General features: G+C 49.5%; 19 protein-coding genes. 11 read left to right on the plus strand and 8 right to left on the minus strand.

The genetic code is table 11. The features are described 5' to 3' along the window. Positions 1 to 1,057 precede the first annotated feature (1,057 nt). Together Mal48_RS06910 and Mal48_RS06915 are read left to right on the plus strand one after the other, a co-directional pair. Positions 1,058 to 2,080 carry a DUF1559 domain-containing protein gene (locus tag Mal48_RS06910; protein WP_231739946.1) on the plus strand — a complete coding sequence of 341 codons (1,023 nt, stop codon included), beginning with the start codon at positions 1,058 to 1,060 and terminating at the stop codon, positions 2,078 to 2,080. 500 nt (positions 2,081 to 2,580) lie between these two features. After that, a complete protein-coding gene (locus tag Mal48_RS06915; protein ID WP_197442131.1) occupies positions 2,581 to 3,018 on the plus strand; it encodes a hypothetical protein in 438 nt (145 codons plus the stop codon). 352 nt (positions 3,019 to 3,370) lie between these two features. On the opposite strand, the gene arsC is transcribed toward Mal48_RS06915, so the two are convergent. Continuing rightward, entirely contained in the window at positions 3,371 to 3,712 is a 342-nt protein-coding gene (gene arsC, locus Mal48_RS06920; RefSeq protein WP_145197400.1) for an arsenate reductase (glutaredoxin), read from the minus strand. 438 nt (positions 3,713 to 4,150) lie between these two features. Between arsC and Mal48_RS06925 the strand changes: the two genes are divergently transcribed. Both Mal48_RS06925 and Mal48_RS06930 read left to right on the plus strand, forming a co-directional pair. Next, on the plus strand, positions 4,151 to 5,662 hold the full coding sequence (locus Mal48_RS06925; protein WP_145197402.1) for an SDR family oxidoreductase: 1,512 nt from the start codon (positions 4,151 to 4,153) through the stop codon (positions 5,660 to 5,662). Between the two features lie 272 nt (positions 5,663 to 5,934). Continuing rightward, on the plus strand, positions 5,935 to 6,504 hold the full coding sequence (locus Mal48_RS06930) for an HdeD family acid-resistance protein (RefSeq protein WP_145197404.1): 570 nt from the start codon (positions 5,935 to 5,937) through the stop codon (positions 6,502 to 6,504). Positions 6,505 to 6,635: 131 nt separating this feature from the next. Here the strand turns inward: Mal48_RS06930 and Mal48_RS06935 are convergent, their stop codons facing one another. Continuing rightward, positions 6,636 to 8,423 carry an ATP-binding cassette domain-containing protein gene (locus Mal48_RS06935; RefSeq protein WP_145197406.1) on the minus strand — a complete coding sequence of 596 codons (1,788 nt, stop codon included), beginning with the start codon at positions 8,421 to 8,423 and terminating at the stop codon, positions 6,636 to 6,638. Between the two features lie 162 nt (positions 8,424 to 8,585). Continuing rightward, positions 8,586 to 9,035: a diacylglycerol kinase gene (locus tag Mal48_RS06940; protein ID WP_145197408.1), complete on the minus strand. Its 450-nt coding sequence runs from the start codon at positions 9,033 to 9,035 to the stop codon at positions 8,586 to 8,588. 477 nt (positions 9,036 to 9,512) lie between these two features. On the opposite strand from Mal48_RS06940, the gene Mal48_RS06945 reads away from it, so the two are divergent. Beyond that, complete coding sequence (locus tag Mal48_RS06945; protein WP_145197410.1) at positions 9,513 to 9,863, plus strand: hypothetical protein; 351 nt, start codon at positions 9,513 to 9,515, stop codon at positions 9,861 to 9,863. Between the two features lie 42 nt (positions 9,864 to 9,905). Further along, positions 9,906 to 10,403, plus strand: a complete 498-nt coding sequence (locus Mal48_RS06950) for a Fur family transcriptional regulator (RefSeq protein WP_145197412.1) — start codon at positions 9,906 to 9,908, stop codon at positions 10,401 to 10,403. 288 nt (positions 10,404 to 10,691) lie between these two features. On the opposite strand, the gene Mal48_RS06955 is transcribed toward Mal48_RS06950, so the two are convergent. Further along, positions 10,692 to 12,350 carry a hypothetical protein gene (locus Mal48_RS06955; RefSeq protein WP_145197414.1) on the minus strand — a complete coding sequence of 553 codons (1,659 nt, stop codon included), beginning with the start codon at positions 12,348 to 12,350 and terminating at the stop codon, positions 10,692 to 10,694. Positions 12,351 to 12,899: 549 nt separating this feature from the next. On the opposite strand from Mal48_RS06955, the gene Mal48_RS06960 reads away from it, so the two are divergent. After that, a complete protein-coding gene (locus Mal48_RS06960) occupies positions 12,900 to 13,466 on the plus strand; it encodes a transcription termination/antitermination NusG family protein (protein ID WP_145197416.1) in 567 nt (188 codons plus the stop codon). Positions 13,467 to 13,496: 30 nt separating this feature from the next. Here the strand turns inward: Mal48_RS06960 and Mal48_RS06965 are convergent, their stop codons facing one another. Then, positions 13,497 to 14,141, minus strand: coding sequence for a hypothetical protein (locus Mal48_RS06965; protein WP_145197418.1), 645 nt, complete (start codon positions 14,139 to 14,141; stop codon positions 13,497 to 13,499). A gap of 406 nt (positions 14,142 to 14,547) precedes the next feature. On the opposite strand from Mal48_RS06965, the gene Mal48_RS06970 reads away from it, so the two are divergent. The 3 genes from Mal48_RS06970 to Mal48_RS06980 all read left to right on the plus strand — a co-directional run bounded on the left by Mal48_RS06970 (position 14,548) and on the right by Mal48_RS06980 (position 18,763). Then, positions 14,548 to 16,872: a M1 family metallopeptidase gene (locus Mal48_RS06970; protein WP_145197420.1), complete on the plus strand. Its 2,325-nt coding sequence runs from the start codon at positions 14,548 to 14,550 to the stop codon at positions 16,870 to 16,872. A 68-nt stretch (positions 16,873 to 16,940) separates the two neighbouring features. Next, positions 16,941 to 17,489 (plus strand): DUF6702 family protein, encoded by a 549-nt coding sequence (locus Mal48_RS06975; protein WP_145197422.1) that lies wholly within the window; start codon positions 16,941 to 16,943, stop codon positions 17,487 to 17,489. Next, complete coding sequence (locus tag Mal48_RS06980; RefSeq protein ID WP_145197424.1) at positions 17,486 to 18,763, plus strand: Gfo/Idh/MocA family protein; 1,278 nt, start codon at positions 17,486 to 17,488, stop codon at positions 18,761 to 18,763. The genes Mal48_RS06975 and Mal48_RS06980 overlap by 4 nt, the downstream gene beginning before the upstream one ends. A 58-nt stretch (positions 18,764 to 18,821) precedes the next feature. On the opposite strand, the gene Mal48_RS06985 is transcribed toward Mal48_RS06980, so the two are convergent. Beyond that, positions 18,822 to 21,167 carry a PSD1 and planctomycete cytochrome C domain-containing protein gene (locus Mal48_RS06985; protein ID WP_145197425.1) on the minus strand — a complete coding sequence of 782 codons (2,346 nt, stop codon included), beginning with the start codon at positions 21,165 to 21,167 and terminating at the stop codon, positions 18,822 to 18,824. A gap of 396 nt (positions 21,168 to 21,563) precedes the next feature. After that, the gene (locus tag Mal48_RS06990) at positions 21,564 to 22,994 is read right to left on the minus strand and encodes a tetratricopeptide repeat protein (RefSeq protein ID WP_145197426.1); all 1,431 of its coding nucleotides are present in this window, start codon (positions 22,992 to 22,994) and stop codon (positions 21,564 to 21,566) included. 387 nt (positions 22,995 to 23,381) lie between these two features. Between Mal48_RS06990 and obgE the strand changes: the two genes are divergently transcribed. Then, on the plus strand, positions 23,382 to 24,389 hold the full coding sequence (gene obgE / locus Mal48_RS06995; RefSeq protein WP_145197427.1) for a GTPase ObgE: 1,008 nt from the start codon (positions 23,382 to 23,384) through the stop codon (positions 24,387 to 24,389). Positions 24,390 to 24,439: 50 nt separating this feature from the next. On the opposite strand, the gene Mal48_RS07000 is transcribed toward obgE, so the two are convergent. Further along, positions 24,440 to 25,372 (minus strand): phosphatase domain-containing putative toxin, encoded by a 933-nt coding sequence (locus Mal48_RS07000; RefSeq protein ID WP_145197428.1) that lies wholly within the window; start codon positions 25,370 to 25,372, stop codon positions 24,440 to 24,442. Between the last annotated feature and the right edge of the window lie 56 nt (positions 25,373 to 25,428).

Here is a 25,428-nt window from a genome sequence, read left to right on the forward strand (position 1 = left end):
TGAATTCTAACTGAAAACAGAACGCAATTAAATAGATAGATGTGAAAAGGGAGCAGATATGTGTATCTGTTGATTGATGGGCGTGCGGTGCCGTTTATGCAGGTCTGTGGGTATGCGGGCGGGGATGGAGGGCGTTGCCTGGGAATGCCGTAGAGTTCGGAAAGGGTGTGAAAGAGATCTCTTTCGCGCCATGAAGTTCACCCCGTTCAGCGTCGGAGTCAAAGTCGGAACCAGAACCAGAACCAGAGCCAGAGCTCATTGGTGGAGGTGATGTTAAGTTCATCGTCGAAATCGTCATCATCTCTTTGGTAGTGGCTCTGGGAAAATTGAAATCAAGCTTCTCTCCAGCCAGACTCATCGATCTTCTTTGTTGCGTGTTGGCCTGTGCAGTCTAAGTACTGGCTGCACTAACTATCTGAATAGCACGAATTTCTAGATTTGGTGTATTCTTATCTTTACGCATAAGCTTCGGCTGTTTCGTGTGCGCGTAGCAGTTGCGAGTTGCATTCACGGTTGCGGATTCGTTGATGTGACGGGTGGTCTAGTTCATAACCAGCTGAGGCAGGCAGCCTATCCAAAATCTATGCAGCCGTTTCGGGGCGTTTCGATTAGATTTCATGGAATACTGAAGGCAGTTCAATTGCATTTGAGGCTTAGTCAATTTGTGAACCCTACTTGACTTTCTTGGGTAAGAGGGCTTTAATTATACGTCGTCAAAATGACAATTTGGTCTCATTTTGATCTGTCGTTTTTCGAACTACGGATGAACCTTTCTGTAGTTTTTGTTAGTCCCTACCCTTGTTCAGTGCATCACAAGCATCCTCGCAAATTTCCATCCTCAAGATTGTTGTCTCACCGTGTCATTGTCGTGTTGAGCAACGCCTCGCCAGGTTTTTATAGAATTTAGTTTCAATTCATTCTAATAGATATTCTTCGCGATTCTGTGCGGAATTCGGCGACCTGTTTGGGTTGTTTGCGAGTCAAATGTGTTCCTCGGGTGTTGTGCTCATCAGTGGAGTGGCTGCAAATTTATTTCATATTTGAAGAAAGAGCCCCTATGACCCAGACCTCCACAATTTCTGAACCGAAACCTCGCCGCATGCCAGGTTTTACCTTGATCGAATTGCTTGTCGTGATCGCAATCATTGCGATTCTTGTTGCCCTGCTCTTGCCAGCAGTTCAACAGGCCCGAGAAGCAGCTCGGCGGTCGCAATGTAAAAACAATTTGAAGCAACTCGGCATCGCGATGCACAACTATTTGGACACACATAGTGTGTTTCCCTACGGGCATCAGCAGGAGTTGTATGCTGGGCAAACGAAACGACGGGACTCTTGGTTCCAGAGAATTCTTCCTTTCGTCGATCAAGCGCCTCGGTACAACCTCTACGAAAATTATCACACGGTCGATCCATACAAGGCAGAGTATATTCACCGCATTACTGACCAGGACATCGTAGGCCCAGTTCCAAGTGCATCGTGTCCATCCGATCCGGAAAGTCCAGGACGAGGCGGGAACGGAGGCACTGTGGCTTTCCAGAGTAGCTATGCTGTTTCTGCCGGAGCCGGTCAGACGATCTCGGTCGACCCGACGACTCAGAACATTACTGTCACAAACATGAATGTGGCTAACACCACTCAGTCGACCGGTTTGTTCTATCTGAATTCCAAAACGGGAATTAACACTTGTCGTGATGGAAGTTCCAATACCCTTCTCTTCAGTGAAGGGATCGTTAGAGATAGCTCTAAAGGAGGCTGGGGAGAACTTGGCGGACACTGGGGTGGAGCTCCTCACGGAGCGTTTGGGTTCTCTGTCGCGGAAACTCCGAATACCACCGTGCCAGATCGCGTCTACAGCTGTAAGCAAACTTCGGTGGCTGGTGCTCCAAACCTTGCCCCTTGCGAAAACGGTAACGCTGATGGTTTGTCAGGACGCTGGAACTTCGCACGGAGTTATCACACCGGAGGCGTCCAGGTCACTCTCGCAGACGGTTCAGTACGATTCATTTCCGAGAACCTCGACCGGCAGACCTGGTTGAAGCTGGGTATGCCTCAAGATGGTCAAGTCATCGGTGAGTTCTAGAGCATTTTCAAAGATTGTTGTGCCCATGAAGTTCACCTTCATGACTGCATAAACAGCTCACCAGGAGCAGATCGTAAAAGGCTGAAGTTGGATTTGCTCTGGAGCTTCTTTGAAATAGACGTTTACGTTTTGTGTCATGGTGTGCAGTTTCTTCTTGAATGAAAGAAATGCTTCGCAGGCACTCATTCAAGGCATACTGGAAGGCGAACGTGTTCTTCCGTGCCGTTCATTGTTGACAAAGGGGCCGATCTTTTTGACCGAGATCGGCTCTTTTTTTGTTTCGGGATTCAGGCGTTCAAGTTTTTGCAGAGCAACCTTCGGGGATTTCGGCTGATCGCGCGATTGGCCTGCTCCTGTTTTTGCGGCCCAAAGGATCGACCGAATTAGAACCAGTCCGAAAACCTCTGGGATCGCTGCTTTCCTCGACGGTCAGAGAGAGCAATTTCAAGGATCAGGTTCAGTTCTCATCATTTTTCAATCATTACATCTGGAAGTTCAAAATGCGTATCAACATTTGTCGTTTGTCAAAGTCCTGGAATCTGCTCGCATGTGGATTGGTTTTGGCCTCTTTAACTCTCGCTGGATGTGGAGGAGGAGAGACTGGTCCCAAGATGCATACCGTAAATGGTACGGTTACGTTCGACGGAACCCCTGTTGAAAAGGGGCGGATTCAGTTCCGTTCGATTGATGGTGGAAAAGCTTATTCATCTGAAATCGTTGAAGGCAAATATTCTTTAGAAGCTGAGGCTGGTGAAGTAAAAGTCGAGATTGTTGCCTCAAGAAATATTCCGGGGAAATTCGACAATTCCAACCCAGATGAAGAACCACAACCCATTGGTGAAATGTACATCCCAGCGAAGTACAACACGAAATCAGAGTTGACCGCAACAATCAAAGAAAGTGGTGATAACTCAATCCCATTCGATTTGAAGTCGTAATTGAGCAGTCAATTGATGGGGGCACACCAGCCCGTTGAAATTTGTAGAGACCGTGGATTGTGCTTTCGCGCGAAAGCACAATCCACTTTTTTATGTCTGCTCTGCTTCTTGGCGACCAGCATTGTGAACAGCGATTTTTCTAGGAAATTGCGTTCTGCACGGGCATGGCAATCATTCTACGCGAGCATGGCAAGAATTGAGGAAACTCTGACAGCCGAGCTCGCTTTCATTGATGCTGGGGCACATTGATCTTCCCCAGGATTGTGGGCTTGCACCAGAGTTGTGAGCATGCAAATGTCACGGAAGCAATTGTCGCAGAATCAAGTGTCACAGAAACTGCGTCGGTTGGCGATCAGAGCAACTTGTTGACGTTCTCTGGCGGACGACCAACCACAGCTTGTTTTCCCTTCACAACAATCGGGCGTTCGATCAGTTTCGGATTATCGACCATTGTTTGAATGGTTTCTGTCCGCGAGAGCGATTTGCCTGCCAGCCCGAGTTCTTTGTAGATCGGTTCTTTCTTACGCATCAGGTCCTCCGGCTCTAAATCGAGCATCGTCATAATGCGATCGAGTTCCTCAGCGCTCGGTGGAGTTTTCAAATACTCGACGACTTCCGGCTCGATGCCAGCCTCTTCAATGAGCTTTAAGGTTTGACGACTTTTCGAACACCGAGGGTTGTGGTAGATCTTCATGGTTAAGAGTATCGTTCAGGTCAGTGGAGCGTGGGGGCGTTGATGATGATCAGAGAAAGGTGGATTTCGTGCTCGCTGGGCAATCTCGGTTCAAACTTTTCATTCAAAATGAGACCAGCGAAACCTCAGTCTTTCAACCTGTTGAGGTTGATGGAATGATCTCGTAATTTGTCAAAAGATGCCAGTCGAATCGAAGAGAACTCTCGATTGTTGATGTCCCGTGTCAACTGGATCGGAATTCGGAGTGAACGCCAATGGTGTGAGTCGACCGTGAACCTTGTATGCTTAGAGCATCTTTCGAATTGGTTTGCAGGATCTGCCTCGTGGCGTGCTGTCGATGAAGCTGTGAAGATGAAGTCATGAAGGTGGTCTTCACGGACACGACTAATACTGAACTGCTCTGGTTTCGAGACACTTTCAGTCGAACAGGAAGTCAGAATGACAGGTCGAATTCTCTTGACAGGTGCGACAGGCTACGTGGGAGGTCGTTTGCTGACACTCCTTCAACAGCGAAATCAACTTGTCCGCTGCCTGAGTCGACGTCCCGATGCCTTAGCTGATCGTCGGAACGAAACGACTGAAATTGTTCAGGGCGATGTTCTGGACGCATCCTCGCTCAAAGCGGCGTTTGAGGGTGTCGACACCGCTTACTACTTTGTCCATTCTATGGGGGCCGAGGGCGACTTTGCAGAACAGGATCGGGTGGCAGCTGAGAATTTTGCTCAGGCTGCGGTTGCAGCTGGAGTGCAGCGGATTATTTACTTAGGCGGCTTGGGGAACCCCGATCACCACTTGTCCAAGCATCTCCGCAGTCGTCAAGAAACCGGGAACGTGCTGCGGCTGCACCATCCTCAGGTGGTCGAGTTCCGAGCTTCGATTGTGATTGGCTCAGGGAGCCTTTCATTTGAAATGATCCGGGCTCTGGTAGAGCGATTGCCGATTATGATCTGTCCCAAGTGGGTCAGTGTCAAAGCGCAGCCCATTGCCATAGAGGATCTTCTGATGTACCTCATGGCAGCGCTTGAGGTCCCTCACGGTTCGTCGCAGGTGTACGAAATCGGCGGTCCAGACCAAGTCTCATATGGCGAGTTGATGCAAGAGTACGCTCGGCAGCGAGGTTTGCGTCGTTGGATGATCTCGGTCCCTTTTTTGACGCCGTATTTGTCCAGTTTGTGGCTCGGCCTGGTGACTCCGGTCTATGCACGTGTCGGACGTAAGCTAGTCGGGAGCCTGCGCAACCCAACTCTGCTCTCGAACAACTTGGCAATTCGGACCTTTGATATTGTTCCGCGATCAGTACCGGATGCAATCCAGCGGGCGCTGACGAATGAGGATCGTGAGTTCGCTGAGACTCGCTGGTCAGATGCCCTCTCATCTGGTGGTTCGACAAAAAATTGGGGAGGAGTCAGGTTCGGATCGCGTTTGGTCGATTCGCGAAAAGTGACCGTATCTGTTCCACCAGAGAGTGCTTTTGCGCCCATCCGTCGAATTGGAGGGAAAAAAGGCTGGTACTATGGGAATTGGCTGTGGTCGCTGCGCGGGTTCCTGGACCTGTTGGTTGGGGGGATCGGTGTTCGGCGCGGCCGTCGTGATCCCGAGCATTTGCGTGTCGGCGATGCCCTCGACTTCTGGAGAGTCGAAGCCAGTGAAGAACCGAATTTGTTGAGGCTTCAAGCTGAAATGAAACTGCCGGGGCGTGCCTGGCTTGAGTTTGAGGTCACACCATGTCCGGAAGGAAGTGAAATACGTCAGACAGCGATTTTCGATCCTGTCGGCTTATCTGGCTTGATGTACTGGTATGGAATCTACCCGCTGCATCAGTTTGTCTTCGCTGGGATGCTGCGGAATATTGCGCGAGAAGCGAACCGGTTCGAAACAGTCCCTGAAGCAAAACAGAATGACAGTTCGGAGGGTTCTGACTATTCAAATGTGGCGGCCGAAGAAGAATGATAAATTGATTTTTTTTCGGACCAATCTCCTCGTTCTACATCGCAGAAAGAGGCTATTCTGTTGGTGGAAAGGGAGCCTGCAGAGATTTGGAAGTGATTTCATTGAACAGAGATTTCATGAACAGATCTTTCAAGGATGTGCACTCTGTCTCGTAGAGGAGATCAATTCATGAAGTGGAATTGCTGATCGCTACGAATTCAAACTTGAACACTCATTCGAAATTTGTGACCACTCTCCCGAGTTTACAATCAGCCTCGAAAAGGAAACCAGCTATGAGTACAGAACTCCCATTAACACCAATCCAGGCAATTTCTTCGAACTGGTGGGTTCTGCTTTTGCGAGGCGTTTTGCTTGTCTTAGTCGGAATTTACGCGCTGTTCGCTCCGGGGATTAGTCTCCTCGCCTGGGCACTCGTCGTGGGCTGTTACCTGATTGCTGATGGCATTATGGCGATTGCTGCGGGCGTTGTTGGGTGGGTTGAGTCACGTGGATGGATGATTGTTCGCGGTGTTTTGGCCATTCTCGTTGGTGGCTTTGCAGCGATGCATCCGGCACTTTTCGGAGCACTCGCAGGGGTGACTGTGATCGCGCTCCTCGGCGGTTGGTCGATCGCTGGAGGAATTCTCGAAATCGTTGTCGCAATTCGCGAGCGAAAGGCTATTGAGGGAGAGGGCTGGATGATTCTCAGCGGCTTCTTGTCGATACTATTCGGGATCGTTTTGTTTATGGCGCCATTGTTGTCACTCAGCCTTTTCATCCGGATCAACGGAGCTTTCGCCATCATGTTCGGATGTGCTGCAATCTTTCTGTCCTTCAAGCTTAAGAAGTTGAAAGCTGCATGAAGCTTGCTCTGCGGATCTTTTCAAATCCATTCGACAAACAGATAGTGTGCCACACGGAGACTGCCTTCTGGCGAGTAATCTTGTTCGTTGTGAGATCGCTCTTCGCAGACGCGGGAAGTACTGGCGATGCTCTATTCTTTGGCGGCCAGTTCTTCCCAGCGATTGTAGAGTGATTCCAGCTCTTTGCTGAGGTCTTGGAGTCGAGCTGTTTCTGTGGCGATTTTTTCACCGTCCTGTTTGAAGAATTCAGGGTCTGCCATTGCGGATTGTAAGCTAGCCTGAGTTTGTTCCAGATCGTCAATTTTTTGCGGGATCGCTTCGAGTTCCTTTTTCTCTTTGTATGAGAGTTTCGGTTTCTGCGCGTTCTCACGAACCTTTCCTGCGGGTCTGGACTTTTTGGGTGATGCCTCAGGTTCTTTTTCAGGTGGACGTTGCCGCAGGTAGTCGTCGTACCCCCCATCGTACTCGCTGACGGTTCCGTCGCCGTTGAGGACCAGCGTGCTTGTCACTACGTTATTGAGGAATGCTCGATCGTGGCTGACCAGTAGGACAGTTCCGGGATAGTTGCCGAGTAAATCTTCGAGGAGTTCGAGAGTCTCTGCATCGAGATCGTTAGTCGGTTCGTCGAGAACCATGATGTTTGACGGACGTTTGAAAATCCGGGCCAGCAACATACGATTCCGCTCGCCACCCGAGAGATATCTGGCCGGGCGTCTGGCTCGTTCGGGGGTGAAGAGGAAGTCTTGCAGGTATCCCAGGACGTGTTTTTGTTTGCCGTTGATTGTCAGTTGATCCTGTCCTTCGCCGACATTTTCAGCGACGGTTTTTTCATCATCGATCTGCTCACGAAGCTGATCGAAGTAGATGAGTTGCAGGTTTGTTCCTTGACGGATATCTCCCGATGTTGGAGCTAAGTCTCCCAGAATTAATTTGAGAAGCGTACTTTTTCCGACTCCGTTAGGGCCGACGATACCAATCTTGTCGCCTCTTGAGATCGTTGAAGTAAAGTTCTGGATGATCGGGGTGTTTGCCTCGTAACCGAAGGTGACGTTTTTGGCTTCCATTACCAATTGCCCGGAGCGGTCTGCTTCACCTGCCTGCATCTTCACGCTGCCGGTTCTCTCGCGGCGCTGGCTGCGTTCGTTACGCATGCTTTTCAGTGCTCTCACGCGTCCTTCGTTTCGTGTTCGGCGGGCTTTGATTCCCTGACGAATCCAGACTTCTTCTTCTGCCAATTTTTTGTCGAAGAGTTGATTCTGTTGCTCCTCAGCGTGGAGGAGTTCATCTCGTCTTTTGAGGAATGTTTGATAATCGCAGGTCCAGTCAAAGAGCTTGCCGCGATCAATTTCGAGCATGCGAGTTGCCAGAGCTTGCAGGAAGACTCGATCATGTGTGACGAATAAAATCGTTCCCTGAAATTTTTTCAAGAAGCTCTCCAACCAGTTGATGGAATCAATATCCAAGTGGTTGGTTGGTTCATCAAGCAGAAGCAAATCAGGCTCTCGGATGAGGGCCTGTGCGAGCAGCGCCCGCCTTTTCATTCCAGAGGAGAGCTGAGCGAACTGGGCGTCGCCAGAGAGGTTCATTTGCGTGAGGAGCCGTTCCAGTGTTTGCTCGACTTGCCATTCCTCCTGGTGGTCGTCAAGGAGACCTTCGCGAACAAGTTCAGCCACTGACTGAGTGGTGCCGTCAGGGACTTCCTGGATGAGTCGGCCAATCTTTAAGCCATCTGCAAGTTTGAGGGTTCCGTTGTCGACCGGAATTTCCCCAGCGATCAACTTCATCAATGTGGACTTTCCGGCACCGTTGCGGCCCAGCAAGCCAATACGCTCTCCACGTCCGATTTCAAGATTGATATTTTCTAACAGCGACGGTCCCGCCCATGTGAAGGAGACGTCGCGCAAACTGATCAAGGACATGAATTTCAACTCCAGTTGCAACGATTCAAGTCGCAATCAAGATGGGGAGAACGGCTTTGTAGCTCGGTTTTATAGCTCTGTGGGACGACAGTCTATCTGCTCAGGCAATCGGAGCAAGTGCGTCGAACGCTATGAAAAGCCATCAGTCGTATTTATGACTGATCAAGAAAAGAGGTGCCAAATACGGCTTCCGAAGATGATCGCCACAACAATTGCTGCCGCGATGTTTGTGGCGAGGCACGCTGCGGTGCCTAGTCTGAGCATTTGATGGATATCTTTTCTCAGGTGATGCTTAAATTCCTGGACAAGAAATTTCAGCAACTGATGAAAGAGTTCCACTGAGAGTGTGAGCCCGAAAGTCAGCACCAAGGCAACCCATTCGAGTTTTTCGATGCCAAGAACGGCTCCGGAAACAAGCGTCATTGAGCCCAGCAACACGTAGACAAACAGTGTTGAGTCGGTCCGCAAGCCGAGGCGAAAGCCTGTTTCCGCATCGACGAGCCTTTGCCTCCATGGGGCACGGCCAGGTTTAATGATGTGCATTTCTTGGCTGGGGGGTGTCAACATGATCTTCGTTAATCGGAAGAGTGGGTAGCGGAATTTAACTTTCATTCCAAAGATGGGTCAAGATGCACTTTGATGAAGTCTTTCAACGCGAACATGGTTGAAACAGTCTCACAAGAGACCGAAAAAGAGACGAAACCAGAGAATTCCTGCGAATTTGAAGTGGTGGTGAGTTGAGTCCGAATGATGATCCGGGAAGCTGCTCTTCGCATAAAATGGGTGAATTCGCATACTGTGCAGAGGTTTTTCGAGTCTGCAAATAGTGCAAATCGAGAATAATTTTGTAAAAAAACATGAACATTTGTGGAATGTCCTCAACAGCCGTGTTCGTTAGAACCGATATCACCTGTACACCGGAAGCAACTTACGGTGATAAATTAAACATCACGAGAATCAGAAGCTGTTGACGTAAACCCTTTTGAATCCTCGAGATCAAGTGATTCTCGGATTGAATCACCTTCATTTCAGCAAGACGCCGCGTTCTCACGCGAAACAGCACCAGGACGGTCGCTAAGGAGAATTCCTATGCGATCCGCATTTACTCTTTTTCAATCGCTGACCTGCTTCAACTCTTCTGTCCAGACGCCATTGATTGCATGCACCGACCTGAGCTATGATCGGCAGTTCCTGCCGAACGAAGTCTTCTTCGAAAACGGCAATGTTTTTCCAAACTCTGGGGAGGCCGAGATGGACCGAAAACGGCCCGATCGCACTCAACCTCATCAGGACAATCTCGATTCCGAGGCAGTTCCTTCAGCAGAAACGCGTGAAGAGCGTTTGGCAAGGATCCGCGCGGAAATTGATTCAGGTGTGTACGAGACTCCAGAGAAACTAGAAATTGCAATCAGCCGTATGCTTGGAGTGATTTCGGACTGATTGCGAGAACGGCACGTGTGAAAGTGTCATCAGGGGGATATTGTGTCTGAATTGGAAGCGGTTTCTGTTGCCGTCTCTCCAAGTGAGAAGTATCGAGAATACCTCGCCACGCAACGATTGCGCATGACGCGCGAGCGTGCGATCATTGTTGAGGAGGTTTTTGCAACCCATGAACACTTCGATGCAGAGCAACTGATACAGCGACTGAATTTGCGACAGGATGGCAAGCGAGTGAGCCGTTCGACGATTTATCGCTCGATCAAGCAACTCGAAGACGCGCGTCTTATTCGCAAAGTCGCTCGCCAGGATGATCGTGACCTCTACGAGCACGATTATGGTTACCCGCAGCACGACCATCTCATCTGCAAAAAGTGCGGCGAGTTAACTGAATTTGATAACGACAAGATCAGTGAACTCCTTGAAGAAGTCGCGCGAGGATTCGGTTTTCGCATCGAGGGACACCGATTAGAAGCGCATGGCTTGTGCGACAAATGTTGTCGTCGCCCCAGAGAACGCCCAAAGAAACTCAACTTGATTTGACGAAGTTACGCTGGAGTATTCCAGTGAAGCTAGAGCAGTTTGCTCTACCGTTTGCCCGTAAAGAACGCATTTCCCTGGTAAAATGCTGTTCGCCACGAGGCAGAACCTGCAAACCAATTCGAAAGATGCTCTAGTGAAGCGACTTGTCTCCGTGAAGAGTGGTTTTCATATGATGAAGCCCTCAAATCCACGAGGCAGCAGGCGTCCACCGATCTCAAAAATGCTATTGGAGACTTAACGTTTCCTGTTGGACGGGAGTTCTATTTTAGAATTCTGCCTCGAGAGCTCCTATTCCTCGGGGATTGAAAAGAATCCTCCACCAAAACCGCCTCCACCTCCTTGCATGCCCCCCTGCTTGCCTCCAATGGGGTCGCCATCAGTTGTGAATATCGGGGAGTCTCCGTTTGTGATCCGGTTGATGGCCTCCTGGATCTTCTTGTGTATTGAACGGTGGTGGGTGATGATCATTGTCGATTGATCGATGAGGACTGGCTCAGCTCTGGCGTTGTCAGTTTTCGTTCGCTGGGATGTCACCAATCTTAATTCAGGCTTCGCAGGGAACATGAGGATTTGTTCCAGGTTCCGATTTTCCTTGTCCGCTTCAGCAAGTGCTTTTGCTTCCGGGATGAGATTCCAGAGTCCATTAAAAAGCTTTTCGGCTGTTGCGGTGTCGAGTTTGTAATAGTGAGTGAAAACATCATCTTCGACAACCACTTTCTTACGCGGTTTTGATTTTGTCAGGGCTTCTCGATAGGCGTCCAACAGGCTGCGAACTTCCTCAAGACCTCGGTTGGTTTGGCGAATAACAAGTACTCCAGGTTTAGGGGAAGCAATCATTCCGCCTTCCTGGTCAATCTCAAACCATGGTCCGACTGTCTGTTCCTGAACCGCTTCGATCAGTGCATCTGATTCCGATTCATTCCGACATAAGTCTCGGACATCGTACACGGCTGTGCGTCGTTGCTCTGATGCCTTGAGATCGGTTGTGATGAGAATCACGCCGTTGTCTAAAGTTGTGGTGAGATCCAGTTCAGCAAAGAGCAATCCCAGAACCGTTTTCAGGTCGCGATCTTCGATCGAGAGTGACAGGCTGTCGCGCGAGCTGATCCCCTCGTTGGCAAGCTCATGGGTGTCCAGGCGAATGTCGAGTTTGTGACGGTCTGAGAGAAGGGCGACGACACGAAAAATGGGTTCTCTCTCAAAATCGACTGAGACAATCTGCTTCAGTTTTTCTCGAAGTTCAAAGTGCAGCTCCGGTTCCGACGTCGCAGTTTCGCGTCCATACTTTCGCAAGGCGCTGAGCAGTCCTTCTAGCTCGAGGTGGACATGGTACGTTTGTTTAACGAACAGGACATCTCCAAGAAGTTTGACATCACCCCCCTCCTGATCGATTTCATACCACGCTCCGCCGGTCATCTCTTGAATGGTGTCAATCAAACTCTCTTCGTCGTATCCGTTGTCCAGAAGATCTCCGATGACATACGTTTTTGTTCTCATTAAGTCGTCGGCAGCTAGTGTCGTTGTGATGCGAATGACTTCATCTTCGATAAACCAACTCAGCGAATTGGCGTTGAGTCGATTCAGTAAAAAGTAAATCGGAGCGTCGTTAAGCGTGTCTGAGTATTCATCATGAATCGAGAGCCCTTCGTTGGAGAATTCCGCTTCATCGATGACGACAGGCAGGCCGGTTGTTTTTTTCAGCCATTCACGAAGTTCTTCATATGATGAGTTGTTGAAATTCACGGATGCCTTCTGAGCAAGCTTTGGATGAATCAAGCTGACTGGATCAACCGTTTTTGGCTCGTCTGGAATCTCTGGAACTTTGGGGCGTTCCGGTGTTGCCTCTTGTGCGTAGAGAGGACTTCCCCATTGAGCCCATAGAAAAGTGACTCCGAACAGAATTGCCAATGGTGAGGAAACTGGTGAGTAGAGCGTCTTTCGGAGCATAATGGTGTCTCATGGAGTTGAGTTGAATGATTCTCGTTTGTCATCTGACGACCGTATCATTTTGAGTCATTGACTGGGGCATGTCGATAATTTTCCTGAGTTTTTTAATCGACTGGCCAATTCGCAAGTGGGTAAAGATCTCTGGACGCACAGCGCCTGCATGATAAGATTTAGAGCAGTTTGCTCTACCGTGTGCCCGTGAAGAACGCATTTCTCTAGTAAAATGCCGTTCGCCACGAGGCAGGTTCTGCAAACCAATTCGAAAGATGCTCTAGCTGATTCAAGTCTTATTCCCGAAACATCTCTGAGAATTGATGCCAACAAGTATTGCCTCAATGCAATGAAATCGGAAAGTCTGAAGAGGCAGTGCGTGCGGGCCGAAAGGACTTCTGATGGTGTGCAGATCAGGCCCTACACTGTTGCGACACAGACTGTTGCGGCAGAATGTTGTCGTTGCGTGAATGAGTGAGTGAAGACGGGCTGTTCTGGGCAGAACCTCTCTCAGAGCAAGATGTTGTTAAGGCGTAATTTATATTCCCGAGGAATCGGATGCCCATCCTGAAAGAAGAGAAGTCAATCTATCCGGAACAACTGTTTGACGAGCAGTATCAAAGAGAACGTCGTGAGGAAGGAGCACGCTGGTGGGCTGTTTATACGATGTCCCGTCGTGAAAAAGAGTTGATGCGGCGACTGCTCCCGAAGCAGGTTCCATTCTTTTGCCCGATCATCGGCGTGCCAAAGCGTTCTCCTCAAGGTCGCGTCAGGACGACATTCTCACCGTTGTTCTCGAACTACGTTTTCATCCATGCGACAGAAGATGAGCGCATTCAGGCGTTGCAGACCAATTGCATCTCAAAATGTCTGGAAGTGAAAGAGGAAGAGGAACTCGTCTTTGATCTTTCTCAAGTCCACGCCTTAATCAGTTCCAAGCAGGAACTACGGCACGAATCACGTCTGGAAGTTGGCACCCCAGTGCGTATCAAATCGGGCCCCTTTGAAGGAATCAAAGGAGAGATTGTCGAGAGAAGAAGTGAAGCCCGATTGCTGATTGCGGTCAATTACTTACAACAGGGAACGTCGTTAGCAATCAAAGATTTCGAAGTCGAGAAAGTCTAACGCGACCGACCAGCAGCCGCGATTCGAAACCTATTGGATTGGAAGATACAATTCGGGGCGAGTCACACGGGGATTGTATTCCTTCGCGGGATCTTTTTTCGGCGGCTCTTTCGTCGGTGGCACAGCTGGCGGAACAAGCGGTGGAGCAACTGGTGGTTTATCATTCAGCTCTTGCGGAGTCTCTTCCATCGGAACTTCAGGAATCGGAACGAGAGGCAAATGATCTTTCATCTCCTCTGTGGCCTTCGACCAATCAATCTCTGGTTCGGCTTTGCTTGCCTGAATGTGCGGGGCAACATGCACTCGGCGGTGATTATGAAGACCTTCAGCAGATGCTGCCACTGAGCCCATCCACCATCCATCGAACCAGGCTTTCGTTCGCATTTCTGCATCCGGGCCGCTATTGGCTGCGCTCCAGTAATATCGCGGAGGAATTGCTGGCGGACAATCCTCTCCGTCAAGTCCGGCAGTGTGGCCCGCTTTGAATCCTTTGCGGAAATCCTTCAGGAACGGCTGATCAACCCAGAAATGCCGATGGTCTCTCCATGCCTTCTCTGTAAGTTTCTTATCCTGCTTTGTGATCAAACATTCATCCACACGATCACGTAACTGAACGCAGCCAACCTGCATTGCGAGGCAGAGAAAGAACAAGGATTTCAGTGTCGTCCATGACATGTTGAAAATCGCTTTGATTAATGAGCCCTGTAAAGTGGGGGATTGTCCATTCTTGGAAGATCTCTCACTCCCTGAGATTCGTTATCGTATTTCGGCTTATCGACGGTTGAGCACGAAGAACTCAACCAGAATTCCGAACAACGAATATCTGCGAAATGTTCGGGTCGCAGAAGCTTGGGGATCTGGCTGGTTTGCGGGAGAAACGGTAGTGTGGGTAGGCTGTGTTCACGTTCTTCTGGAAATTGATTTGGTTACGAAATTTAGGCTCATGATTTTGAAAAAGCGAAATTCCAGGGTGGTTCTGAATAAAGCGTACGCGCACTGTCTCGTGGGCAAGAATGATTCATCAGAAGAAAAGCGGTTTTCGCGGACAGGTAAAACACGAAAGTGTTCCGGTCAGCCAAAATTGGCGACTTTACTATTTCTGATCGCTTCGGTTGTTGCTCAGCCTCTCTCTGCTCAGGTGACAAATTCGAAATATGGGCAAGCAGACTCTTTCCGACAGTTGGACGAGATTCTGCCAACACCGACCGAATCGCGACTCGGTTCCGGAGCGCCGGGTCCACAGTATTGGCAGCAACGTGCAGATTACGTGATTCAGGTTGAAATCGACGATGAGAAAAAACATCTGACCGGCTCGGAAAAAGTGACTTATCACAACAAGTCGCCACACACATTGAGGTATTTGTGGCTTCAACTTGATGCAAACATTTTCGCACCCGATTCCGATTCTGCACTCACCTCAACGGCGCCATCTTTGTCGCGGATTTCAACCAATAGCTTGAAAAGATTACGTACGCGGCAAGCGTTCGATGGTTCCATGACGGTCACGAAAGTTGTGGACGGACAAGGGCAACCGCTCAAGCACACTCTTGTCAAAACGATGATGCGGATCGACCTCCCTGCTCCGCTTGAACCTTCGGAGTCATTTACGTTTGAAGTTGACTGGAACTACGCAATCAATAACAGCGACTTGGTTCCGGGGCGGACCGGCTATGAGGACTTCGAGAAAGACGGAAACACAATCTACGAAATCGCTCATTGGTTCCCACGACTTGTGGCCTACACAGACTACGCAGGTTGGCAACACAAACAGTTTTTGGGCCGAGGAGAGTTTACACTTGAGTTGGGGGACTATGAACTCAGCATTACAGTCCCGAACGATCATATTGTCTCGGCGTCAGGAGTTCTTCAGAATCCTGATGAAGTTTTGAGTGAAGCCCAGCGACAAAGGCTTGAGACTGCAAAAAATGCTACGAAGCCGGTTTTCATCGTAACCCCTGAGGAGGCGGAGAAGAACGAATCTTCAAAGCCGACCGGAAAGAAGACCTGGGTTTTCAAAGCTGACAATGTCCGTGACGTTGCCTTTGCGACATCGCGAAAATTCATCTGGGATGCGCAGCGACACAACGTCGAAGGCCAATCCGTCTGGGCGATGTCTTTCTATCCCAAAGAAGCGGAGCCGTTATGGAGTCGGTATTCGACGCACTCGATTATCCACACGCTGGATGTCTATTCACGATACACATTCCCGTACCCCTACCCGGTTGCGATTTCCGTGAACGGACCGGTTTACGGGATGGAATATCCAATGATCTGCTTCAATGGTCCACGACCTGAAGAGGACAAAACGTATTCAGATCGAACGAAGTATGGATTGATCTCCGTCATCATCCATGAGGTGGGACACAACTACTTTCCAATGATCGTCAACAGCGATGAACGGCAGTGGACCTGGATGGATGAAGGGTTGAACACATTCTTGCAGTATCTCGCTGAACAGGAATGGGAAGAGAAGTATCCGTCACGGCGAGGTGAGCCGAAACTGATCGTGCCTTACATGCGAAGCTCGTCGCAAGTTCCCATCATGACGAACTCAGAGTCGATCCTGCAATTCGGGAATAATGCGTATGCCAAACCGGCGACAGCTCTGAATATTCTTCGGGAGTCAATTCTCGGTCGAGAGTTGTTTGATTTTGCCTTCAAAGAATATGCCCGACGCTGGAAGTTCAAACGTCCTACACCTTCGGACTTCTTCCGAACAATGGAAGATGCCTCGGGGGTCGATCTCGACTGGTTCTGGCGGGGGTGGTTCTATTCAACAGATCATGTTGACATTTCCATTAACAAAATTCGTCTTTACACATTGGCGTCTCCTGACCCTGAGGTGGAAAAAGGCGAGAAGAAACGGGAACGCGAAGAAGAACCGAAAACTGTTCCGAGTCAGCGAAATAAGGATTTGCCCAAACGAGTCGATCAGTTTCCAGAGCTGAAAGATTTCTACAACGATTTCGATAAACTCGACGTGACAGAGAATGATAAGAAGGCCTACGAGAAATTCTTGAAGTCTCTTGATGAAGACGAAAAGGAATTGCTTCTGGAAAAGCGAAATTTCTATATCTTCGATTTTGAAAACGTCGGCGGGTTGGTCATGCCGATTATTGTCGAGTGCCATTTTGAGGATGACACAAAACAGATTCTGCGCATCCCTGCGGAAATCTGGCGACATAACAATCAAAAAGTCTCGAAACTGTTTATCACTCCGAAAACGATTGAGTCGATTCAGATTGATCCACACTTGGAAACCGCAGATACCGATGTTGAAAACAATCACTGGCCGAGAAAAGTGATCAAGTCTCGATTCCAGTTGTATAAAGAAAAGAAATCGAAGAACGAAATGCAGAAAGCCAAGTCGCTTCAGAAAGATGCTTCAAAAGATACACAGAAGTAATGTGGATTCGAATGTTGAGGAATGATGAGTAAAGTTGCTTCACATCAGCCATCGCAAAGCGTTCTCCTATGAAATTTTCAAACACAAATCGATGTGCTTCTCTTGCGGTTCTCGCATATTTCGCCATGGCGAATACGAGTCTCTTGGCACACCCATTTCATTTCAGTTCGGCAGAGATGCAGTGGAATGAAAAGAGCAGCACTTTTGAAGTCGCACTCAAAGTTGATCCGAATGATTTAGAACAAGAACTGCGACGGCGCACAAAAAAGAAGCTCGTTCTTGAGAAGTTGGATTCGAATGAAGTCGTGTTTGAATACGTCGGAGAAGCCTTCCAGATTGAAATGGGTGGGAAAAAGCTTAAGCTGAAGCCGGTCGGCTTCGAGGTCGAGACAAAATCGGCTTGGATCTATTTTGAGTTTCCAGTCGCATCCCCTCTCGGTGATCTCAAAGTGACGAATCGACTCCTTCAGCAAGCACCGCATCAAACAAACACTTTGCTGTTCCGGTTCGAGAAGACAAAGACCTCGACTCAGTTCAACGAAGAAGCTGTAGAGCAGACGTTCAAATGGGACGCGACAGCTAAAACATTCATTCTTAAAAAGACATCAACGCCATGACGCAGAAAACGATTCGCATTGCAATCAGTGGAACTGGCTTCGCTGGTGACTACACAGCGAGTACCTATTCGATGATCCCACACAAGAATGGGGTTCACATCGAGTTGGCCGGAGTCATTTCGGGAAGACGGGAGAACGCTGAGAAATTCGCGGTGCGGCACAACGTGACGAATGCCTTTGATTCCCACGAGGAAATGCTGAAGTCCGTTCAACCAGATATCGACAACATCTGCTGCGCAAATTTTGCTCATGGTCCGTATGCGACGGAGGCTGGTCAGGCTGGCGTTCCGGTGATCGTGCTTGAGAAGCCGCCTGTCATTTGGCCTGGTTATCCCGAGGGGCGAACTGCCGACGCAGCGACCCGCAAAGAAGAGTCAATGGACTACCTGGCAACAGTTCTGGATGCTGTCAGAGCCGGAAAGTCGAAACTGCTGTACGCTGAAGATTTTATTTACGTCGACGGGGTCAAGGGAATTGTGGAGCTTTTGATCGAAGCTCAGAAGCAGAACAAAGGGAAAGTTCTTTATCAATCCGGTGTGTGTGCTCATCAGGGATCACATGCGCCGGCGTACGATACGCCCAGCAAGTCTGGTGGCGGAGCCCTCTTCAATAAGGCCTGCCATCCGTTAGGACCTGCTTTGTATTTGAAACAAGTCGAAGGAATTTTGAACGGGACCGGCCCAATTCGACCCGTACAGGTTTCGGCAGCTGCGCTTCAAATTCTTAAACATCAACCAGAGACAAGTCATGAGTTCTTTCGACCGATGCAAAACGTCGATGACTTTGGACGCATCACTGTGATGTTTGAAGACCGGACGATTGCAGAAGTTCATGGGCACGATCTCAGCATTTCTGGAATCCGAAACGAATTCTCGGTGATTACCGACTTCGCTGAGTACGATGTTCGCATGAACCCCAATAACGAAAATGAATTATTCTTACCCGAGGGAACAGCAGCTGGCAATATTTTGCTACGAGAAAAACTTTCGACTCCGCAAGGAACAAGTTTTCCTCGACCCAATCAGACCTACTCGCACGGATATGTCAACGAGATGAACGATGCCGTTGACTGTGCTCTTGAGTCAGACCGTTCTCCACAATCTGGACCGATGATGGCTTGGGACACGATGGCTGTCTTGATGGCAAGTTATGAAAGTGCAGATGCTGACGGTCGTTTTGTCGACATCAGCGAATACACAGTGCGGGGACGACAATTCACGGAAAACGAAATTCCGGATCCGCATCGACTCGGGAAAGTGTTCCAACGCCAGTAACAGGCAGGCAGCCGGGATCGCACAGTCAGTTTGCAATTCAATCAGTGCGCGAGCCCATTCAATTTCGAGTGATCGATTCGTTCAAGTTCAAGATGACTCTCGTGACAGACGTCCAGGCTGCGAGTTCTTGCTGATCGAGTTGTTTCTCGGACTGATCCGTTTCGAGATTCAGGCCAACATCGAGAAACTCTGCCACACTCTTCTCTCTTTCCTTGAAGTCCTTGCGGCTTTGCTCAAGGACTTCAAGGAGAACTTGCGATTCAACTTCGTCAGGCAAGCGGGAGACCGCTCTACGGAAAGCTGCTTCGATCCGCTGCTGGTCGGTTCCGTCTGATTCTTCAAGGATGCGTGCCGCAAATGAGCGGGCCGCTTCGATGAAAGTTGGATCGTTCATTAAAACCAAAGCAGCCAATGGAGTGTTTGAGCGCGGACGTTCGGCAGTGCATTCTTCTCGGCTGGGAGCGTCGAACGCTTTCAGCATCGGATGCAAAAACTGACGTTGCCAATGAACGTAAACCCCTCGGCGATATTGTTGAGAGTCTTGATCTGATTCGTACTCGCGCTTGGGGAAGTTGAGGTGTCGATAGTATCCCGGGGGCTGATATGGATGGCTGCTTTCTCCTCCATATTCTGTGTTCAACAATCCGGCAACCATGAGTGCATTGTCGCGAAGCACTTCCGCGGGGAGGCGGTAAGCACCCTGTCTGGCGAAAAGCTGGTTATAGGGATCTTTCTGTAACAGTTCGGGACTCGCGACTGACGATTGTCGATACGCTTTGCTGAGCAGAATTTGTTTCAAGATGTGTTTGACATCCCAGCCACTCTCGATGAATTCAAGCGTTAACTCATCAAGCAGTTCAGGATGCGAAGGCGGAGTCCCCTGCCCTCCAAAATCGTCGAGAGACCTCGACAGTCCAGTTCCAAAAAGGAGATACCAATATCGATTGACCTGGACCCGCGCGGTCAATCCGCCAACACCAGCTTTTGTTCCTGTTAACCAGTTTGCGAGATCAAGACGATTGGCTCGCCTTGATTGCAGATCAAGATTCCCAAGAAACTCCGGGACTGCCGGTTCGACGATTGGTCCGCTATCATCGAGCCAATTTCCTCGTGGCAGAACTCGCATTTCTCGCGGTTCTTTCGCAACAGTGACCATCGTTAAGCGGGCCGAATCTTCGATTTCTTTCTTCTCGGCTTCCAGAACTCCGCGACGTTTTGACTGAGACTTTGGCATCGTTTCGAGACGGCGTTCAATTTTGGCAAGTCTTTCACGACCACGCTGCGAAATGACTTCAAGTTCAGGGGGGCGGCGAGTGGGAAGTGCATTGCTCCCGATGTAGAAGTGTTGATCTTCATCGATGTCGGCAAAGAAGGCAGCCAGAGAATAAAAGTCTTGAATGGTGTACGGATCGTACTTGTGTGAATGGCACTGAGCGCACCCGACAGTTGCCCCCATCCAGACGGAACTGAGATTGCGGACCCGGTCAGCTGCATAGATCGACAGATACTCTTTCGGTTGCACGCCTCCTTCATGAGACGTTTGCAGCAAACGGTTGTAGCCGGTGGCAATCTTCTGATCGATCGTTGAATCTGGAAGTAAATCGCCAGCGAGTTGTTCGCGAGTGAACTGGTCGAAGGGCATGTTGTCGTTGAACGCTTCAATCACCCAGTCTCGGTAAGGGGAGATGTGATGGTCCTGATCTCCGTGGTATCCGACTGTGTCGGCGTAGCGAACGAGATCGAGCCAGTAGATCGCCATTCGTTCGCCAAAGTGATCAGAGGCTAACAACCTGTCGATGATGTCGCGATAAGTTTTTTCTGAATGGTCGGAGACAAAGGCGTCTACTTCCTCAGGGCTGGGGGGGAGTCCAATAAGATCAAAGTAGAGCCTGCGAATGAGGGTGACTGGTTCTGCCGGCGGAGAAAACTGAAGTCCTTCAGCGACCAGTTTCTCTGAGATGAATGAATCAATGAGTGTTGGCGTTGAAGTCTTCTCATTCGTTCTTGGTTCTCGACGTTTGGGAGGGACATACGCCCAAAACGGTTCGTACTTGGCACCTTGTTTGATCCAATCGGTGAGAAGTTTGATTTCTTCCGCTGAGAGATGTTTCTCCGATTCGGCCGGAGGCATGCGGAGTTCCGGGTCCGGGCTCAGCAAGCGTGCAATCAGTTCACTCTCTTCCGGCTTTCCCGGCACAATGGCGTACTCATGAGCAGCTTCTGCCTTGTCGAGACGCAAATCCGCCTGACGGTCTTCTTCATCCGGTCCGTGACAGAAGAAACATTTGTCCGAAAGAATAGGACGAATATCCCGGTTGAATTCCAGATCCTCAGCAGTCACCGAACTGACGATGGCAAGCGTGATGGAAATGACAACAGCGGACGAGACGAATAAACGCATCATAATCAAGTCTGATTGAATCGCGGGCAAAGTTGTCCCGTAGCCTCATTTTATACTCTTCAGTAATCGGAATTCCAGAGTCGAAAGCAATCCCAGTCTTTAGTGTGGCGAATTCAAGTTTCAGGATCGATTCGAAGTAATCTTCAGGTTCTGCCTCCGGGCGATCAGTCTACGAAGTCATAACAGTGAGTTTTATGGGCACTACAAATATTGAAATTGAAGATGCACGACACACGAAAAAAGCCCGCTTCGAGTGGAAGCGGGCTTGGTTGAATTTGTCGGCACAAAGTTCTTTGAGCCGATGAATGACACCCTGCCAGTTGCGAATGTTGCTTCGTTGTCGTGATGAAAACGAAGGCAGTACCAAGACTGCACCAATCAGGAGGATGATGCGTTCGACTACCGAACTTCAACACCTGAGTTTTTCAGAGCGAAGACCGCACCGCGATACGCTGACAATTTGGGAAGCCGCGATTTAGTTGCTTGTTTCCAGTATCCAACAGCATCTTGTTGACGGTCCCGTCGCAGGAGTTCCATTCCGATGAAATAGTATCCTTCGCAAAGCTGCGCCGCTTTTGCGTCTTCATTGTCTGGATGAACGGATTTCAGCATTGTGGCAGCATCGACTTGACCGAGTTGGAACAGGACCAGCGAATCGATCCAGTCTCGTGAGCCTTCTGGCTTTGACAAGACTTCCTGATAGTCAGCTTGCTTGTAGGTTCCTGCGCGAATGGCACTGGCAAGTTTCCAGGGCAGTAAGAATCGCATCTCTTTTTGAAGTGACAACGCCTTATCAAACGACTGGCCTGCACTCGCGAAATCTCCGGAGAAGAATTGAGCAAATCCAAGGTCAGCGAAAGCCATCGGGTTTTGCGGAGCGAGTTCAGCGACGCGTCGATAGTCGATGAGTGCTTCGTCGACTTTGTTTTGATTCAAACGGGCAGTTGCTCGAAGGCTTTGTGCACCAAGCTGATTCGGATCAACAGAGAGTGCCTCTGTGAGTGCTGCTTCGGCTTTTGCGGAATCACCCGCTTCAAGGTAAGCAAATCCTCGATTGATATAGGCGGGAATGAATCGCCCATCGAGTTTGATTGCTTGAGTGAAGTCAGCGACGGCCTCTTGAGTTTTGCCTTGAGACTGCAGGAACATTCCCCGGTTGTTGAAAACGATTGGGTTTGTGGGAAACTTTTCAACGACACTGGAAAACGCAGCAGTCGCTTCTGCTGGTGTTTTCGCAGTTGCTGCAAATTCGGCAAGGGCCATATGGGCTGCCAGATGTTCCGGATTGAGTTCGATTGCTTTTTTCAGATCGGTTTCAGTCGCTGCGTTATCTTTCAACCGCATATCTGCCTGAGCACGCTGATAGTACAAGTTCGCCTTTTGCTCCGTTGTGAGGTCCTCTCGTTCGAGGACGGAGTCAACGACGGTTTGAGCCGTTTTGGCATGGTTGACCTTTCCTTCCATGTCAGCCAGGTTGCTCATTCCATAAATGTACGGAAGGTAGTACTCCGCTTTTCCCTTTCCTTCGTGGCGAATCGCTTCACGAGAATCAGCAATTCCCTGACGGATAAATTCCACCTTTCCGGTGACAATTCCCATTTCTACGTGAGCACTACCACGCAAGTAGAGAGCAACATGGTCGTTGGGAGTTGATGCCAAGACTTGATTCGTTAGCTCAACCGTTTTAGGAAAATTCCGTTGACGATAAGCAACATCCGCCTGCTCTTTCAGAGCTTCCAGGTTAGCTGCGTTATCATCCTGAGCCGAAAGTTGGCTCCCAAGTCCAAGAATGGCAATACAGAGCAGCGCCCCGCTAAACTTCCGAAACATCCAAGATCCCTCCCTGAGGAAATTCCAAAATCAGTTTGATTTGAATTTTTTGCGCACCACACCCTGATGAACTGGCCTGGTTTGCCCCGCTGAAATCGTTTCAACGGCGATAATCAGGCAAGTTCGTAACTGATGTCCCAATTTCCATCAACCCCAGTCTCGGTTCCTTGCGATTCCAACGGTTGTCTTGGCGGTTCGGTGATCTCGCAAATCGTTGGAAATCGTGTACACTGTTGGCTCGTAAGTTGTTCTATTGGAAGATGTTTAGGCTTTTTGCTGACGAGAGCGTCATCCTGTTTATCAAATTTCTGAAAATTGCTCTTTCGTGTACACTCAGCAGTGATCACTGTACGAGATGTGAGCACCTTGAATCACAATTGATACCTCATGTTTGTTGATCGCGTTGAAATACTCTGCCAGGCCGGAGACGGTGGAAACGGGTGCATGAGCTTCCGTCGAGAAGCTCACGTTCCACGAGGTGGGCCAGATGGGGGCGATGGTGGTGATGGCGGAAGCATTTACATCAAAGTTGACTCAAATCTCGGGAGCCTGTCCAACATTGTCGGGCATCGGCACTGGAAGGCTGAAAAGGGACGTCCGGGTGAAGGTAAGCTGAAAACCGGGCGTAGTGGTGATGACGCCTACATTCTGGTAGCGCCAGGAACGCTGGTGAAAGACCTTGAACACGGATTTGTCATCAAAGAACTGCTGAAGGATGGTGATTCGCTGCTGATTGCCAAAGGGGGAAAAGGTGGTCGCGGAAATAAACACTTTGCGACATCGACAGACCGTGCTCCCAGACATGCCGAGGATGGATTTCCCGGAGAAGTTCGCGAGGTCATGCTCGAGCTGAAAGTAATCGCCGATGTCGGATTGATCGGAAAACCGAATGCGGGAAAAAGTACGCTCTTGAGTCGGCTTTCCCGGGCAAATCCAGAAATTGCAGCCTACCCGTTTACTACGAAATACCCCAACCTGGGGATGGTTCGAGTCGGATACGACCATGAGTTTGTGATCGCTGATATTCCCGGGTTAATTGAGGGCGCTCATGAAGGAGTCGGGTTAGGTCACGAATTCCTCAAGCATGTCCAACGGACACGGTTGTTTGTCCACCTCGTCGAGCCGACGCCAATGGATCAGACTGATCCGATCGAAAACTATCATCAGATTCGAAAAGAGATCTGCCTTTACGATGATACGCTCGAAGCCCGGCGTGAAATCGTTGTGGTCACCAAGTGTGAACTCCCCGATGCTCAAGCCTGTGCTGAACTCTTAAGCGAAGACCTCGGTCGAGAGGTGTTGCTCATCTCGGCAGTCACCGGTCAAGGTCTCCCGGAACTTGTACGGTTGATCGTCGCTGAATTGGACGAGATCGACGGCAAGGGAATGTTTTGAGAAGCTTTATCGTGATCGTGAAAATTGCTTTCAAAACTTTGTAACCAACTTTAACCAGCTTCAGCGTGGCAGGCGACACACTGTTGTTTGAGATTCTTCAGCTGCTTTGAGCGTTGCTCTTGGGCGTCGTCAGATGCGAGAGTTGCTGAGGTCTTCGATGCTTCAATAAATTTTGCACGCAACTTCTCGCTCAACTTCTTCAGGCGGGCAGACTCTTTGAATTCCTCAGACATTGCAACTGAATGTTCCACAATCAATTTTTGATTGGGCGTTGCAGACTCAATTTGAGCTTCCACGATGCCGAAATGCTCCTCGATTCTCGTCATGATGTCGGAGAGTTCGTCAACGGGTGCAATTTCAACCAGCTTTACTTTGGGAAGTTTTGCGTCTTCGCTCGGACTTAAGAGACGAAAGTTCCCGACATCACGAAATAGGCCAACGTACTTCGGGTCCGTCCCGACCTCTTTCAGGAATGTGATCGCTGTCTTGGATGTCATTTCATTTTGGGCAATCCCACAAATTGCTGCGGCTGCTGGTCCTCGATGCAATCCATGATGACAATGCACAAAAATGGGTGACTCGCACTCTTCCACAACCTTTGCCAACTTTCGAGCTGAGTCGCGTGGAATGCCAGAGTAAGGCAAAGGGATATGCACGTACCGCAGCCCGTACTTCCGAGCTAATTCAACACGCGGAGTCGTTCCGTCAACGCAAACGATCGTCTTGATTCCATTCTTCTGAAGAGCAGCGAAGTCTTCTTCACCTTCCGGTTGGGCTCCACTGAACAGCGACTTGTTCACTTGCCGATAATTTTCAATCTTGGGCGCGGGGGGCTTCTGTTGTTGTTCCTCCGCAGTCAGGATTGAGATCGACCAGACGAGCATGAAGGTCAACGAGGCCGCTCCTGAAAGGATGATTGAAAGCCTCCATGAGAAGAGATCATATTGTCGAGACGTGAGTGGCTGTTGGATTTTGCTTTGCATACTTTGATTTGATCGTATTATTTCTGTTTCTGCAATGATCCTGAAGTACGTATGCC

It is taken from the genome of Thalassoglobus polymorphus (assembly GCF_007744255.1).
Classification (GTDB): domain Bacteria; phylum Planctomycetota; class Planctomycetia; order Planctomycetales; family Planctomycetaceae; genus Thalassoglobus; species Thalassoglobus polymorphus.

Coding starts and splice junctions, on each gene's coding strand:
- Mal48_RS06990 (WP_145197426.1), bottom strand. CDS start 22,994: ATGTTTCGGAAGTTTAGCGGGGCGCTGCTCTGTATTGCCATTCTTGGA.
- Mal48_RS06985 (WP_145197425.1), bottom strand. CDS start 21,167: ATGATGCGTTTATTCGTCTCGTCCGCTGTTGTCATTTCCATCACGCTT.
- Mal48_RS06910 (WP_231739946.1), top strand. CDS start 1,058: ATGACCCAGACCTCCACAATTTCTGAACCGAAACCTCGCCGCATGCCA.
- Mal48_RS06955 (WP_145197414.1), bottom strand. CDS start 12,350: ATGCTCCGAAAGACGCTCTACTCACCAGTTTCCTCACCATTGGCAATT.
- Mal48_RS06915 (WP_197442131.1), top strand. CDS start 2,581: ATGCGTATCAACATTTGTCGTTTGTCAAAGTCCTGGAATCTGCTCGCA.
- Mal48_RS06980 (WP_145197424.1), top strand. CDS start 17,486: ATGACGCAGAAAACGATTCGCATTGCAATCAGTGGAACTGGCTTCGCT.
- Mal48_RS07000 (WP_145197428.1), bottom strand. CDS start 25,372: ATGCAAAGCAAAATCCAACAGCCACTCACGTCTCGACAATATGATCTC.
- Mal48_RS06960 (WP_145197416.1), top strand. CDS start 12,900: ATGCCCATCCTGAAAGAAGAGAAGTCAATCTATCCGGAACAACTGTTT.
- Mal48_RS06930 (WP_145197404.1), top strand. CDS start 5,935: ATGAGTACAGAACTCCCATTAACACCAATCCAGGCAATTTCTTCGAAC.
- arsC (WP_145197400.1), bottom strand. CDS start 3,712: ATGAAGATCTACCACAACCCTCGGTGTTCGAAAAGTCGTCAAACCTTA.
- Mal48_RS06975 (WP_145197422.1), top strand. CDS start 16,941: ATGAAATTTTCAAACACAAATCGATGTGCTTCTCTTGCGGTTCTCGCA.
- Mal48_RS06945 (WP_145197410.1), top strand. CDS start 9,513: ATGCGATCCGCATTTACTCTTTTTCAATCGCTGACCTGCTTCAACTCT.
- Mal48_RS06935 (WP_145197406.1), bottom strand. CDS start 8,423: ATGTCCTTGATCAGTTTGCGCGACGTCTCCTTCACATGGGCGGGACCG.
- Mal48_RS06965 (WP_145197418.1), bottom strand. CDS start 14,141: ATGTCATGGACGACACTGAAATCCTTGTTCTTTCTCTGCCTCGCAATG.
- Mal48_RS06940 (WP_145197408.1), bottom strand. CDS start 9,035: ATGAAAGTTAAATTCCGCTACCCACTCTTCCGATTAACGAAGATCATG.
- Mal48_RS06925 (WP_145197402.1), top strand. CDS start 4,151: ATGACAGGTCGAATTCTCTTGACAGGTGCGACAGGCTACGTGGGAGGT.
- obgE (WP_145197427.1), top strand. CDS start 23,382: ATGTTTGTTGATCGCGTTGAAATACTCTGCCAGGCCGGAGACGGTGGA.